This window comes from Lysobacter sp. ISL-50, assembly GCF_018612875.1.
Classification (GTDB): Bacteria; Pseudomonadota; Gammaproteobacteria; order Xanthomonadales; family Xanthomonadaceae; genus Lysobacter.
Window position 1 is genome coordinate 1 of sequence record NZ_JAGGRI010000027.1, and the last position, 13941, is coordinate 13941.

At 67.5% G+C, this 13941-nt stretch carries 15 protein-coding genes and 1 pseudogene; 7 read left to right on the forward strand and 9 right to left on the reverse strand.

Annotated elements, in window-relative coordinates:
• The 6 genes and pseudogenes from J7J50_RS24860 to J7J50_RS16430 form a co-directional block, all read right to left on the reverse strand.
• Window positions 1–191, reverse strand: a pseudogene (locus J7J50_RS24860) (DUF2058 domain-containing protein); the annotation flags it as partial.
• A 15-nt stretch (window positions 192–206) separates the two neighbouring features.
• Window positions 207–440 (reverse strand): SlyX family protein, encoded by a 234-nt coding sequence (locus J7J50_RS16410; RefSeq protein ID WP_251047346.1) that lies wholly within the window; start codon window positions 438–440, stop codon window positions 207–209.
• 44 nt (window positions 441–484) lie between these two features.
• The gene (locus tag J7J50_RS16415) at window positions 485–1831 is read right to left on the reverse strand and encodes a UDP-glucose/GDP-mannose dehydrogenase family protein (protein WP_215059946.1); all 1347 of its coding nucleotides are present in this window, start codon (window positions 1829–1831) and stop codon (window positions 485–487) included.
• 163 nt (window positions 1832–1994) lie between these two features.
• Window positions 1995–2825 carry an FKBP-type peptidyl-prolyl cis-trans isomerase gene (locus tag J7J50_RS16420; RefSeq protein WP_215059948.1) on the reverse strand — a complete coding sequence of 277 codons (831 nt, stop codon included), beginning with the start codon at window positions 2823–2825 and terminating at the stop codon, window positions 1995–1997.
• Window positions 2826–2962: 137 nt separating this feature from the next.
• Window positions 2963–3907 carry an FKBP-type peptidyl-prolyl cis-trans isomerase gene (locus J7J50_RS16425; RefSeq protein WP_215059949.1) on the reverse strand — a complete coding sequence of 315 codons (945 nt, stop codon included), beginning with the start codon at window positions 3905–3907 and terminating at the stop codon, window positions 2963–2965.
• A 217-nt stretch (window positions 3908–4124) separates the two neighbouring features.
• Window positions 4125–4763: a glutathione peroxidase gene (locus J7J50_RS16430; protein WP_215059951.1), complete on the reverse strand. Its 639-nt coding sequence runs from the start codon at window positions 4761–4763 to the stop codon at window positions 4125–4127.
• 181 nt (window positions 4764–4944) lie between these two features.
• Here J7J50_RS16430 and J7J50_RS16435 point away from each other — a divergent pair, with 181 nt between their 5' ends.
• The 6 genes from J7J50_RS16435 (at window position 4945) to J7J50_RS16460 (ending at window position 9250) form a co-directional block, all read left to right on the forward strand.
• The gene (locus J7J50_RS16435) at window positions 4945–5439 is read left to right on the forward strand and encodes a hypothetical protein (protein WP_215059953.1); all 495 of its coding nucleotides are present in this window, start codon (window positions 4945–4947) and stop codon (window positions 5437–5439) included.
• A gap of 3 nt (window positions 5440–5442) precedes the next feature.
• Window positions 5443–5835: a GntR family transcriptional regulator gene (locus J7J50_RS16440; protein WP_215059955.1), complete on the forward strand. Its 393-nt coding sequence runs from the start codon at window positions 5443–5445 to the stop codon at window positions 5833–5835.
• On the forward strand, window positions 5832–6716 hold the full coding sequence (locus J7J50_RS16445) for an ABC transporter ATP-binding protein (protein ID WP_215059957.1): 885 nt from the start codon (window positions 5832–5834) through the stop codon (window positions 6714–6716). The genes J7J50_RS16440 and J7J50_RS16445 overlap by 4 nt, the downstream gene beginning before the upstream one ends.
• A gap of 77 nt (window positions 6717–6793) precedes the next feature.
• Window positions 6794–7735 (forward strand): ABC transporter permease, encoded by a 942-nt coding sequence (locus tag J7J50_RS16450; RefSeq protein ID WP_215060091.1) that lies wholly within the window; start codon window positions 6794–6796, stop codon window positions 7733–7735.
• A 121-nt stretch (window positions 7736–7856) separates the two neighbouring features.
• On the forward strand, window positions 7857–8624 hold the full coding sequence (locus J7J50_RS16455) for a DUF4097 family beta strand repeat-containing protein (RefSeq protein WP_215059959.1): 768 nt from the start codon (window positions 7857–7859) through the stop codon (window positions 8622–8624).
• A 74-nt stretch (window positions 8625–8698) separates the two neighbouring features.
• Entirely contained in the window at window positions 8699–9250 is a 552-nt protein-coding gene (locus J7J50_RS16460) for a DUF2884 family protein (RefSeq protein WP_215059961.1), read from the forward strand.
• Window positions 9251–9340: 90 nt separating this feature from the next.
• Here J7J50_RS16460 and yiaA read toward each other — a convergent pair whose 3' ends face one another.
• The 3 genes from yiaA to J7J50_RS16475 all read right to left on the reverse strand — a co-directional run bounded on the left by yiaA (window position 9341) and on the right by J7J50_RS16475 (window position 12293).
• Window positions 9341–9760 (reverse strand): inner membrane protein YiaA, encoded by a 420-nt coding sequence (gene yiaA / locus J7J50_RS16465; protein ID WP_215059963.1) that lies wholly within the window; start codon window positions 9758–9760, stop codon window positions 9341–9343.
• A gap of 367 nt (window positions 9761–10127) precedes the next feature.
• Window positions 10128–10307, reverse strand: a complete 180-nt coding sequence (locus tag J7J50_RS16470) for a hypothetical protein (RefSeq protein ID WP_215059965.1) — start codon at window positions 10305–10307, stop codon at window positions 10128–10130.
• Window positions 10308–10820: 513 nt separating this feature from the next.
• Window positions 10821–12293, reverse strand: coding sequence for a class II fumarate hydratase (locus J7J50_RS16475; protein WP_215059967.1), 1473 nt, complete (start codon window positions 12291–12293; stop codon window positions 10821–10823).
• Between the two features lie 263 nt (window positions 12294–12556).
• Between J7J50_RS16475 and purB the strand changes: the two genes are divergently transcribed.
• A complete protein-coding gene (purB, locus tag J7J50_RS16480) occupies window positions 12557–13933 on the forward strand; it encodes an adenylosuccinate lyase (protein WP_215059969.1) in 1377 nt (458 codons plus the stop codon).
• Window positions 13934–13941 lie beyond the last annotated feature (8 nt).

Sequence of the window (13941 nt, forward strand, 5' to 3'; positions counted from 1 at the left end):
GGGCGCTGCTCGCCGGGCTTGCGCGCGTCGCCGCGGTGGGCGCCGTCGGCGCGATGCGGCGGCTTGCCGTCGCCGCGGCCGGCGCCGGGCTTGCCGCCCCGGCGGTCGTCGGGCTTGCGCTCGGTACGTTCGGGCTTGGGCGCGGGCTTGAAGCCCAGACCCAGCAATTGGTCGCGGAGAGTGTCGCTCATTGCTCGGTAGTCGGATCAGTAATGCGGCGGGGGTGGTTCGCTGGCGGCTTCGCCGGTCAGCGGGCTCGTCGCCAAGGCGGCGCGCATGTGTTTGATCTCTTCGAGCGCGCGAAACAGCAGCAACGAATTGCGCGCCTCTTCGCTGCGCGCGGCGGCGAGCGCGTCGCTGAGTTCGCTCAGCGCGTGCTCCTGGAACGCCACGCGCGTTTCCAGGTCGATCAGACGCTGCTGGAGTTCGGTATCGGCCAAAACAATCAATCCGGTGGGGCTACAGGTAAAATCCGGGCGACGGCTCAGGCGCCGTCGATCAGGATCGAGCGGCCGCGACCGATGCCGTAATAGGCCAGGTCCGCGGCTTCGACTTCGTCGGGATGGTACAGGTTGCGTCCGTCGAAGATCACGCCGTCGGCCAACGCTTGGCGGACGCGGATGAAATCCGGGCTGCGGAATTGCTTCCACTCGGTCACCACCACCAGCGCGTCGGCGTCGGCCAGCGCGGCGCGCGCCGAATCGCACAGCGCCAGGTCTTCGCGCTCGCCGAAGATGCGCTGCGCTTCCTCGCCGGCTTCCGGGTCGTAGGCGCGCACGCGCGCGCCGGCGGCCCACAGCTGGGCGAGCAGCTTGCGGCTGGGCGCTTCGCGCATGTCGTCGGTGTTGGGCTTGAACGCCAATCCCCACACGGCGAAGGTCTTGCCCCGGATGTCGCCGCCGTAATGGCGCTGGATCAGTTCGAACAGATGGCCCTTCTGGCTGTCGTTGACCTCTTCCACCGCGTCGAGCAGGCGCGCGCTGTAGCCGTGCTGCTGCGCCGTGCGCGACAGCGCCTGCACGTCCTTGGGAAAGCACGAGCCGCCGTAGCCGGCGCCGGGATAGATGAAGTGCCAGCCGATGCGCGGGTCCGAACCGATGCCGTGGCGGACCATCTCCACGTCGGCGCCGACTTTCTCCGCGATGTTGGCGATCTCGTTCATGAAACTGATCTTGGTCGCGAGCATGGCGTTTGCCGCGTACTTGGTCAGTTCCGCCGAACGCAGGTCCATGACCACGATGCGTTCGTGATTGCGGTTGAACGGCGCATACAGGCGCTTGAGTTTTTCCACCGCGACCTGATTGGACGCGCCGATCACGATGCGGTCCGGACGCATGCAGTCGTTGACCGCATCGCCTTCCTTGAGGAATTCGGGATTGGACGCGACGTCGAACGCGACCTGCACGCCGCGGTTTTCCAGCTCGCGCGCGATCGTCGCCTGGACCTTGTCGGCGGTGCCCACCGGCACGGTGGACTTGTTGACCACCACCACCGGGCGCTCGATGTGCCGGCCGATGGTCGAAGCCACCGCGAGCACGTAGCGCAGGTCGGCGCTGCCGTCCTCGTCGGGCGGCGTGCCGACGGCGATGAAGATCAGGTCGCCGTGAACGATGCCGGCGGCGGCGTCGGTGGTGAAGTGCAGACGGCCGGCGGCGTGATTGGCCTTGACCATCGGCTCCAGGCCGGGCTCGTAGATCGGGATCACGCCGCGGTTGAGGCCCTCGACCTTGGCCTGGTCGATATCGACGCAGACCACGTCGTGCCCGACATCGGCCAGGCAGGTGCCGGTAACCAGGCCCACGTAACCGGTGCCGAAGATGGTGACGCGCATTCGTTGTTCTCTTTCAGGTGGAAACGAAAACGGGAGTGGCGCGCGGACCGCGAACGCCGGAATGAAGACTGTAGCCGCGTCGCGTATCAACCGCGACGGAAACTGCAGCCCCTGCCCTGCGTTCGGGTACCGCTACGCCACTCCCGCCTTATTCCTCAATCGATCAGTGCTTCGGACCGGTGCCCATGGCCGCCGAACCCGGGCCGCCGACCGGTGCGTCGGGCTTGACGATGTCGAGCAGTTCCACGTCGAACACCAAGGTCGCGTTCGGGCCGATCGGGCCGCCCGGGGTGCCTTGCTCGCCGTAGCCGAGCTTGCTCGGAATCCACAGCTTGAACTTGCTGCCGACCGGCATCAGCGCGATGCCTTCCTGCCAGCCCGGGACCACCGCGCCGAGCGGGAACACCGCCGGTTCGTTGCGATCGTAGGAGCTGTCGAAGGTCTTGCCGTCGAGCAGCGTGCCCTTGTAATGCACGCGCACGGTGTCGGTGACCTTGGGCTTGACGCCCTTGCCTTCGGTCAGGATCTGGTACTGCAGGCCCGAAGGAGTGGTCACCACGCCGGCCTTCTTGCCGTTGTCGGCCAGGAACTTGACGCCGTCTTCCTGGTTCTTCTTGGCCATCGCGACCATCTTCTCGACCTGCTTGTTGCGCACCTTTTCCTGCAGGCGCTGGCGGATCTGCTGCGCTTCCTCATCGGTCAGCAACGGCTTGTCGCCCTTCATGTTGGCCTGCATGGCCTTCTGCAGCACGGCCAGGTCCAGATCGTCCTTGAGCAGTTCCAGCGAGCGGCCCATGTCCATGCCGATCAGATAGCTTTCCTGTTCTTTTTCGGTCTTCATGCCGCCGAGCACCTTGACCTCCTTACCGTCGGCCGCCTTGTCGCCGGGCTTTGCCTCGGCGGCCTTGTCGCCGGCCGGCTTGCCGGTCTTGTCGCAACCGGAGGCGAACAACGCCATCGAGGCCACGGCGAACGCGAGGGCGGTGTTACGCATGAAAGGCTTCATCAAACTGCACTCCTAGGAGACTGATAACCGGATAGGTGGGAAACCGGGCCGGCCGGGCAACGCGTTGCCGGCCGGCGGTCGAACGCTACGCTACGGCCGCATGCGTCGCCGCACGCGGAGCGCAATCACAGGATGTCGAGCAACTCGACTTCGAAGGTCAAGGTCGCGTTGGGGCCGATGCTCGGCGGCGCGCCGTTGGGGCCGTAGGCCAGCTCGGCCGGAATCCAGAACTTGAACTTGCTGCCGACCGGCATCATCGCCAGGCCTTCCTGCCAGCCCTGGATCACGCCGTTGACCGGGAATTCGGCCGGCTGGCCGCGATCGTAGGAGCTGTCGAAGGTCTTGCCGTCGAGCAGCGTGCCCTTGTAGTTCACGCTGACCTTGTCGGTCGGCTTGGGACGCTCGCCCGAGCCCTGGCGCAGGATCATGTACTGCAGGCCCGAGCCGGTCACGAACACGCCCTTGACCTTCTTGTTCTCGGCCAGGAAGGCGGTGCCCTGCTGCAGGTTCTTGTCGCCCGCGGCGGCGGCGTCGGCCTTGATCTTGGCCTGCATCTTCTCGCTGAAATTGGTCAGCACGGTGCGCGCGTCGCCGTCGGCCAGCAGGGTCTTGCCGCCGCTGAGCGACGTGCGCACGGCCTGCACCAGGATCGGCAGCTCGATTTCGCTTTTGATCTGCTGCAGCGCCGGGCCGACCATGAAGGTGCCGATCAGCAGGCCGACCTTGCTCTTGTCCACCGCAGGCGGCGTGGCGCCGGGCGCGGCGCCGGCGGCCGGCTTGCCTTCGCGCGAGGCGATGCGCGCGCGCAGGGCGGTATCGACGGTGCGCGCCTCGTCCTGGGTGATCAGCGGCTTGCCGCCGTCGAATACGTTCTTGACCGCGCGTTCGAACGCGGCCGCATCCAGATCCGGGCCGACCGGCTTGAGCGAGGACGCCACGTCCATGCCGATGGCGTAGCTGATTTTTTCTCGGTCGTTGGCGAGCACGGTCTTGTCCTGAGCAGAAGCGGCGCCGCCGAACAGCGCTGCGGTGGTGATCAACACGGCAGCGCCGCGCACGAAAGCCTTCATCGGGGTCCAGCTCCTGGTTGCTTGTCCTGATTACGTAATGTGTGCGCCGCGATCCGGCGCCAGCCCGGCATTGTCGCGGGCCCAGCCTGATGCGGCAATGTTCCAGTGTGACGGCGGACAAGCGGCGAAGTTCCGCGGCTCGCCCGAGGGCGCCGCCGCGAAACCGGACCACGCGCGCAAATCCGCGCGCGATCGGCCTGGATTTCGCCTCCGCGGTTTATTTGCCGGCCGCCGCCGCGGCCGTCTTGCCGGCGGGCTTGGCCGCCTTGGCCGAGGGCGCGGCCAGCGCGCGCTCGATCGCCGCGACCACGGCCGGATCGTCCGGGGTGACCTTGCTGCCGTAGCTGGCGATCAGCTTGCCGTCGCGGCCGATCAGGTACTTGTGGAAATTCCACTTCGGCGCTTCGCCGGAGACCTTGGTCAGGTCCTTGTACAGCGGCGTGGCCTGATCGCCGATTACGTGCACTTTCTCGAACATCGGGAACTTGACGCCGTAGGTCAGCGTGCAGAACTCCTGGATCTGTTTCTCGTCCTCGAATTCCTGCGCCTTGAAATCGCCCGAGGGGAAGCCGAGCACGGCGAAGCCCTTCGCCTTGTACTTGGCGTGCAGGCCTTCCAGGGCCTCGAACTGCGGGGTGAAACCGCATTTGCTCGCGGTGTTGACCACCAGCACGACGTCGCCGCCGTAGGCCTTGGCCAGATCGACCGGCACCTTGCCGGCCAGCGGACGGAAGCTGCGGTCCAGCAGACCGGTGCCGGCCGCGGCGGCGACGCCGGCGGTCAGGGCCAGGGACAGCAGCACGACGGAACCGGCGGCGCGGGCGCGGCGCGGACTCGATTGAGACAGGAAAGTCATCGGGGGCGGGCTCGGATGGACGGTGGGAGGGGCCGCCGCCGCGGGGGCGAGGGCCGCATGGGAGGAGGCTGGGCCCAAGTATGACGCCTATGTCTTCAGTTGGGTCCGCACCGGTTGACTCGGCGTGTTTAGGTGTTATAGTTGAATACAACACCGACCTACTAACGAGCAGGACGTCCCCATGAACCGCAAGCTGCATAACTCCATATCGGCCCTGATGGCCGCCGGCGGCGCCCTGGTCCTGGGCCTGGTGGTCATGCTTCCGCTGCCCGGCCCGGTCGCCACGCCGGCGCAGGGCCTGACCCAGTTCGCCGGCGACCTGCCGGCCACCCGCCCGATCGAACTCGATCTGGGCGCGGTCAAGGCGCGGATCAGTTTCGACCGCGCCTTCGTCGAACGCGCCCGCAGCCGCTCCGGCGACATCGGCGGCGCCGCCCGCAGGATCGAAGCCAGCGCCGCGCGTCTGGAAAACGCCGCCAGCGCCAGCGAACTGGCGCAATTCGCCGGCGTGCTCGCCGGCGATGTCGCCGACCTCAGTGCGATGGCCAACGCCATCGAACCCATTGCAGCCGCGGAGCCGGCACGCACCGAACCCAAGCGCAAAGCCGGGACCGCCTCGCGCCGCAACCGAAGCAATCTCGTCATGCCCTATTTCTCCTTCCTGACGCGGGGCTGAGCCATGACCGCAATCCAATGGAGCGACGGCGCTCCGATCTATCGCCAGCTCAAGGAGCGCGTCGTCGCGATGATGCTCGACGGCGTGCTCAAGCCCGGCGATGCCCTGCCCTCCGTGCGGCAGGTCGCAGCCGAATACCAACTCAACCCCATCACCGTCTCGCGCGCCTACCAGGAGTTGGCCGACGAGTCGCTGGTCGAAAAACGCCGAGGCCTGGGCATGTACGTGACCGAAGAAGCCGCGAGGAAACTGCTCATCAACGAGCGCGAACGCTTCTTGCGCGAGGAATGGCCGCTGGTCATCGAGCGCATTACCCGACTGGGCCTGAGCGCGCAGGAACTGCTCGGCGGCGCGGCGGCCGACAACGCCGGCAACCACAAGGCGGACGCACCATGACCAATGCCATCCATATCGATCCGGGCCACATCGTCACCGCGCGCGGCTTGCGCAAGGCGTACCGCAGCAAGCTCGCGCTCAACGACACCACCTTCGACATCCCCGCCGGCCGCATCGTCGGCCTGATCGGCCCCAACGGCGCCGGCAAGACCACCGCGCTCAAGGCCATCCTCGGCCTGATCGCGTTCGACGGCGAACTATCGGTGCTGGGCCGCGACCCGCGCACCCAGCGCGACGAACTGATGCGCGATGTGTGCTTCATCGCCGACGTCGCGGTGCTGCCGCGCTGGCTGAAAGTGCGCGAGGCGATCGACTTCGTCGCCGGCGTGCATCCGCGCTTCGACCGCGCCAAGTGCGAGCGTTTCCTGCACGGCACATTGCTCAAGCCGGACCTGCGCGTTCGCGAAATGTCCAAGGGCATGATCGTGCAACTGCACCTGGCCCTGGTGATGGCCATCGACGCGCGCCTGCTGGTGCTGGACGAACCGACCCTGGGCCTGGACATCCTGTATCGCAAGCAGTTCTACCAGCGCCTGCTGGAGGATTACTTCGACGAGAACAAGACCATCGTCATCACCACCCACCAGGTCGAGGAGATCGAACACATCCTCACCGACGTGATGTTCATCCGCGACGGCAAGATCGTCCTGGACTGCCCGATGGAAAACCTCGGCGAGCGCTTCACCGAAGTGCTGATCGACCACGACAAGGCCGAGCATGCGCGCAGCCTGGGACCGCTGGACGAACGCGCCCTGCCGTTCGGCAAGACGGTGATGCTGTTCGACGGCGTCAACGCCGCCCAGCTCACCGGCCTGGGCGAAACCCGCACGCCGGGCCTGGCCGACCTGTTCGTCGCCACCATGAAGGGGACCTACGCATGAATGCCGCCGCCCAAGACCTGACCACCCCGGCCGCACCGCGCGCAGTGGCCGCCTTCCCGCCGCAGCAAGTGTTCAAGATGCTGCTCAAGCGCGAGTTCTGGGAACACCGCGGCGGTTTCCTGTGGGGACCGCTGATCGCCGGACTGATCGCGATCGCCTTCGCCGTGCTCGGCATCCTCGCCGGTTCCGTGCTGTTCCATAAGGTCGCCGCCAACAGCGGCGACGGCGTCAACGTCCACATGAGCGGCGGCGACAACCTCGGCGGGGTCGGCGACATCGCCCTGGCCGGCGGCCTGGGCATGGTGTTCACGGTGTTCGTGTTCGTGGTGTTCTTCTACGCTCTGGGCTCGATCTACGACGAGCGCAAGGACCGCAGCATCCTGTTCTGGAAGTCGCTGCCGGTCTCCGACACGCAGGCGGTGTTGTCCAAGCTGTTGTGGGCGCTGGTGCTGGCGCCGCTGCTGGCGGCGGTGATCGGGCTGGGGGTGGGACTGGTGATGTGGGTGCTGGCCTGGCTCGCGGCGGTGCTCAACGGCCTGGACGGCGCCTCGGCGATCTTCACCCAGGCCCATCCGCTGCAGTTGATCGCGCAGATCGCAGTGGCGATCCCGGTCTACGCGCTGTGGGCGCTGCCGACGATCGGCTGGCTGATGCTGTGCTCGGCGTGGGCGCGCAGCGTGCCCTTCGTCTGGGCGGTGGTGATCCCGCTGCTGGCGTGCGTGTTCGTCAGCTTCCTCGACATCATGCCGGGCATCGAAATCCCGCACGGCGCGATCTGGTACACGGTCGGACTGCGCGGTCTGCTCAGCGTGGTGCCGGGCACCTGGTTCCTCAACGAACACGTCGCCGCCAACGCCCAGAACGCGGCCACGCATGGTCCCGAAGCGCTGGCCCAGTCGGTCAACATCACCAGCAGCCTGCACGCCCTGACCACGATCGACCTGTGGATCGGCGCGGTTCTCGGCGCGGCGATGGTGTACGCCGCGATCCGCCTGCGCCGCTGGCGCGACGAGGGCTGAGTCCGCGTCTGCCGCCCGCGCAAGCCGCGGGCGGTATCGGCGGCCCCCGCGCCGCCGAACGGTCTCAACCGTTTGCGCCTTCGCCGCATCTCTAAGATTCCACCCTTATCCGGAGCGCCCAATGCGCCTGCCCATCGTCCTTCTCTCCGCCGCCATGGCGCTGCCGCTGGCCTCCCAGGCCGCCGACCGCTGCGACAACGCCCAGCCGCGCAACCTGCAACTCGATCTGGCCGGGGTCAAAGCCGTGGTGTTCGCGATCGGCTCCGACGATCTGAGCGTCAAGGGCGCCGCCGGCGCCAAGGGCGCGGTCGAAGGCTATGCCTGCGCCTCCAACGCCGCCGACCTGTCCGGCCTGACCCTGACCCAGCAACGCGTCGGCGACAAGCTGGTGGTCACCGCCGCGCACGCCGACAAGATCAGCCTGAATTTCAACGGCCAGCGCCACATGAAGCTGCACGCCACGGTGCCCGACAACCTGATGGTGCAGCTCAAGGTCGGCTCCGGCGACGCCTCGGTCGAGAACGTGTCGGCGCTGAGCGCGGACGTGAACTCCGGCGACATCAACATCAGCCGCGTGCGCGGCCTGGTCACCGCCCAGGTGGGCTCGGGCGACATCGACCTGGACAAGATCGGTTCGCTGCAATTGCTGCGCCTGGGTTCGGGCGATCTGAAGGCGCGCGGCATCGCCCACGACGTCAGCATCGGCTCGGTCGGCTCGGGCGATGTCGAACTCAACCAGGTCGGCGGCTCGGTCGAGCTCAAGCGCCTGGGCTCGGGCGATCTCGACGTCAGCGACGTGCGCGGCAATCTGCGCGTGAGCAGCGTCGGCAGCGGCTCGGTGCATCACCGCGGCGTCGTCGGCCGCGTCGACATTCCGCAGGAAGACTGACCGCGACGGCGCGTGCGCGCACGCGCCGCCGCTTCCCTCCTACCGCCGGCGCTCCGCGCGCTCAGGACTCCGCCATGAAAGCCCCGCTTTCGCTGTTGCATCCCGCCACCTTGCTCGCCGTCCTGGCGCTGACCGTGTCGAACGCGGGCTGCTCGAAGTCGCCCGAACGCTCGCTCCACGTCTCGGTGATCGATCACATCAGCGTGGTCGGCGACGACGTGCGGGTGAAAGGCGACGGCGAGCATCGCGCCGACATCGCCGCCGACGGCGCGCTGAGCATCGACGGCAAGGCGCAGACCCTGAGCGCGGCGCAGCAGGCGATCAGCCGGCGTTACTACGAACAGGTCGTCGGCATCGGCCAGGACGGCGCCGCGATGGGCAAGGCCGGCGCGGCGATGGCCGGCCAGGCGGTGAGCACCGCGTTCGAGGAACTGAGCAAGGGCAAGCCGGAGGAAATCGGCAAGAAGGTCGAAGCCGAAGCCTCCAAGCTGCAGGCGCAGGCGATGAAGATGTGCGACCGCGTCGCCAGCCTGCGCACCGCGCAGGACGAACTGCGCGCCTCGCTGCCGGCGTTCGCGCCGTTCGCCAAGATCGACGCCGACGTGGCGAAGGATTGCCGCCGCTAGTTCAAACCGACGGCGGGCCGCGGCCCGCCGTTCGCCACCAGGCCTTGCGCGAGCAAGGCCGGTGGCCGATATCCGGACCGGGACGCCGGCTTATTCCAGTTCTTCGCCCGAACCCGCGCCAGCGCCGTCACGGGTGTTCTTCTGCACCGCGATCGCCGCGAACAGGCTCAACGCATACGCCATGCCGTAGAAGCCTTTCTCGCTGAAGCTGATCTGCGCGTTCCACAGGCCGATGAACAACAGCAGCAGCGCGCTGACCACCGACACCCAGGCCAGGCCGTAGTAGATGTTCGTGACCGGGATGCCTTCCATCCGGTCGCGCACCGCCTTTTGCACCGACACGGCGGCGAACAAGCCGTAGAGCAGCAGGGTCAGGTAGTAACCTTTTTCGTTGAGTTGCATGCTCGCGTTCCACAGGCCGATCAGATAGGCCAGTGCGCCGAGCATGAGCGCGGTCCACGAAGCGCCGACGAAAGCCGCCGAGGGCTTGCCGGAAATGGCACGGTTCATATCGCATCCTTGAGCGTTGGTAGCGGCGGGCAAATGCCAAAGTCGCCGTCGCGAGACGGGTTGCCGTGCGGGCGCTCCCAGCCCGCGCGCTCACTATGCCAAGCGCCCGCGGCGCTGTCATCCACCATCGCGCACGCGAACTCAGCACGCCGGCCGGATCGGCCCGCATGATGCATAGCGTGGGTGCTTCGGTTCGCGGCCCGCGGCGGCGGCGCCGCGTTGAGACTCGAAGAGAAACCGCGAACCTGCGTGAGCCGGCGCGCGGACTTGAACGCCTGCGCCGGCGCGCGACGGCGAAGCCGTCGCTCACCTTGCCCGTGCTTTGCCGATGCCCGGGCCGGAACCAGTCCCGGCCCGGGGCGACCGGTCAGTGCTTCGGTGCGGCTTGAGCGACCGTGGCCTGCGCGGCTTGCGCCGCCGCGGGCGCGGCCTTCGCGGTCAGATCGACCTTGATGCCCTCGCCGAACGGAAACAGTTGCGGTTTGCAGGCAGCACAAACCAGCAGCGAGAGGACAGCGGCGTACCGAAGAAAATGCCTGGACTTCATGAGCGATGCTCCATCGTTATGGCTGGCCGGATCGGACCAGTGATTTCTGGGGGAGAAACTCCTCCGCGCGGAGCATCCGGCGCCGCGCGGAACGAACTACATAAACCGCCAATATGAAACCCGTCATGGCGCCACGATTACCGCTCAATAACCGTGCGCCCTCGCCGGGTATCGGCGGGTGCGCCCGGCGGCCGAGGCCGCCGGATCCACGGCGCGCCGCCGCGAGGACGGCGCGCCAGGGAATCTGTACGCGGATAAAGATAGCCTTGGGACCGTTACGGCCCAATCCGCATGGCCCCTGGTCGCAGCCCGGCGCGGCCCCCTGTCCGGCACGCGGAAAGATTATCCGGCGCGATGCCGGTTAATCCCCCTGTGCGCGCCGAGGATATCCAAGGGCCAACAGCGGAACCCCCAATTCGGTCGCGAAACAAAATCCTGGAACATTTACGCGCTAAAACCTTCACCTGGCCTTGACGCGACGCGCGAGGATTTTGCGCCAAGCCGCGGTTTCGCTCAACCTCCCCCGCCCGCGCCGCCGGCCTGGATGCCGCCGCGGGTCAGCGCGCCGGGATCGAGCAGCCGGCGCAGTTGCTTCTCCGACAGACCACTGGTCTCCACCGCTACCTCCAGCACCGGCCGTCCTTCCTTATAAGCCTGTTTGGCGATCGCCGCGGCTTTTTCGTAGCCGATGATCGGATTGAGCGCGGTGACGAGGATCGGATTGCGGTCCAGCGCCTCGCGCACGTGCGCCTGACGCACCTTGAGCCGGGCGATCGCGCTGTCGGCCAGCAGCGGCATGCTGCGGGCGAGCAGGCGGATCGAATCGAGCAGGTCGAAGGCGATCAGCGGCAGCATCACGTTGAGCTGGAAATTGCCGCTCTGCCCGGCCACGGTGATCGCGCCGTGGTGGCCGATCACCTGCGCGCAGACCATCGCCAGCGCTTCGGGAATCACCGGATTGACCTTGCCCGGCATGATCGAACTACCCGGCTGCAGCGCCGGCAATTCGATCTCGCCCAGGCCGGCCAGCGGCCCGGAGTTCATCCAGCGCAGGTCGTTGGCGATCTTCATCAGCGCCACCGCCAGCGTGCTCAGCTGGCCGGACAGTTCGACCGCGTCGTCCTGCGCGGCCAGTCCCTCGAATTTGTCCGCGGCCGATTCGAAGCGCGTGCCGGTCGCCGCCGACAGCGCCTTGGCCATCGCCTTGCCGAAGCGCGGATCGGCGTTGATGCCGGTGCCGATCGCGGTGCCGCCGATCGGCAGCCGGCGCAGGCGCTTGAGGCTGTCCTCGATGCGCTGCTGCGCCGAATCGAGTTGCGCGGCCCATGCACCGAACTCCTGCCCAAAGGTCAGCGGCATGGCGTCCATGAGGTGGGTGCGACCGGTCTTGGTGACCTTGGCCAGTTCCTTCGCGCGTTTCTCGATGCTCTTGCGCAGGTGCTTGAGCGCCGGCAACAACGATTCCACCACCGCCAACTGCGCCGACACCCGGATCGCGGTCGGGATCACGTCGTTGGAGCTCTGGCCCAGGTTGACGTGATCGTTCGGATGGATCTTGTGCTTGCCCGCGCGCGAGGCCAGCGTGGCGATGACCTCGTTGGCATTCATGTTGCTGGAGGTGCCCGAGCCGGTCTGATAGACGTCGATCGGGAAATGCGCGTCGAAGCGGCCGGCGGCGACTTCGCCCGCGGCCGCGCCGATGGTCTTGGCCGCGCCGGCGTCGAGCAGGCCCAGCCCGCCGTTGACCTGCGCCGCGGCGGCCTTGACCAGGGCCAGCGCGCGGATGAATTCGCGCGGCATCGGCTGGCCGGAAATCGGGAAATTCTGCACCGCGCGCTGGGTCTGCGCGCCCCACAAGGCATCGGCGGGAACGTTGAGTTCGCCCATGCTGTCGTGTTCGAGGCGGAACCCGGCGGCGGCGGATTTGGCCGCCGGTTTCGCGGGCGGGCCGGAGGTCCGGGCCGGGGTCTTGCGTTTGCTCGCCATTGCCAACTCCATTGAGTCGTGGGGGAGACGCGCCGCGGATCGCGCCGCGCGCCGTATCAATCAGGTCTGGGGCGAGCCGTGCTATCGCAAGGGCGCGCGCCGTGCTGGCATCGTTATTTCGCTGGCGGCCGTCATGATCGCCGCGGGCGTGGCGCGCGTCGAGTGCGCGGCGGCTTTCCGCCCGATCCGGCCGGGTCGGCGGCGCCCGGCACGGCGCGGGCGCTGGGGTAGAATGGCGGACTGTTTACTCCCCACCGCGTGCCATGTCCGCCGATTCCCAGACCACCCTGCTCGCCCTGTCTCCGCTCGATGGCCGCTACGCCGGCAAAGTCGATGCGCTGAGGCCGATCTTTTCCGAATTCGGCCTGATCAAGGCACGGGTCAAGGTCGAGGTGGAATGGCTACTGGCGCTGGCCGATGAGCCCGGCATCGTCGAGCTCAAGCCGTTCTCCGCCGCCGCCGCCGCGCGCCTGCGCAAGCTCGCCGAGGAGTTGTCGATCGAGGACGCCGCCCGGGTCAAGGAGATCGAGCGCACCACCAACCACGACGTCAAGGCGGTCGAGTACCTGATCAAGGAACGCCTCAAGGACGACGCCGAGCTGGGTCCGGCCCTGGAATTCGTGCATTTCGCCTGCACCAGCGAAGACATCAACAACCTCAGCTACGCGCTGATGCTCAATCAGGCGCGCCAGCAGGTGCTGCTGCCGCGCCTGGACGATCTGATCCAGAAGCTGCGCGCGATGGCCCACGAACACGCCGCGCTGCCGATGCTGTCGCGCACCCACGGCCAGACCGCCTCGCCGACCACGGTCGGCAAGGAAATCGCCAACGTGGTCGCGCGCCTGCTGCGCCAGGGCGAGACCCTGGCCGGCGCGCAGATGCCAGGCAAGATCAACGGCGCGGTCGGCAACTACAACGCCCACCTCGCCTCCTACCCGGACATCGACTGGGCCGCGTTCTCGCAGCGCTTCGTCGCGTCCTTGGGCCTGGACTGGCAGCCCTACACCACCCAGATCGAACCGCACGACGGCATCGCCGAGGTCTGCGACGCGCAGCGCCGCATCGACACCATCTGCATCGACCTGTGCCGCGACGTCTGGGGCTACATCTCGCTGGGCTATTTCAAGCAGGCGGTGAAGGCCGGCGAAGTCGGCAGCTCGACCATGCCGCACAAGGTCAACCCGATCGACTTCGAAAACGCCGAAGGCAATTTCGGCATCGCCAACGTCTTGTTCGAACATTTCGCCGCCAAGCTGCCGATCAGCCGCTGGCAGCGCGACCTGACCGACTCGACCGTGCTGCGCGCGCTCGGCACCGCCTTCGGCCACGCGCTGATCGGCATCGATGCGCTGCTGCGCGGCTTGAACAAGCTCAGCGTCAATCCCGAGCGTTTGGCCGCCGACCTCGACGCGGCCTGGGAAGTGCTGGCCGAAGCGGTGCAGACGGTGATGCGCCGTCACGGCCTGCCGAATCCGTACGAGCAACTCAAGGCGCTGACCCGCGGCCACGGCATCAACGAGACTTCGATGCGCGAGTTCATCGCCTCGCTGGACCTGCCGGCCGACGACAAGCAACGCCTGCTGACGATGACGCCGGGCAGCTACACCGGCCTGGCCGAGCGCCTGGCGCGCGAAATCTGATCCCGCAC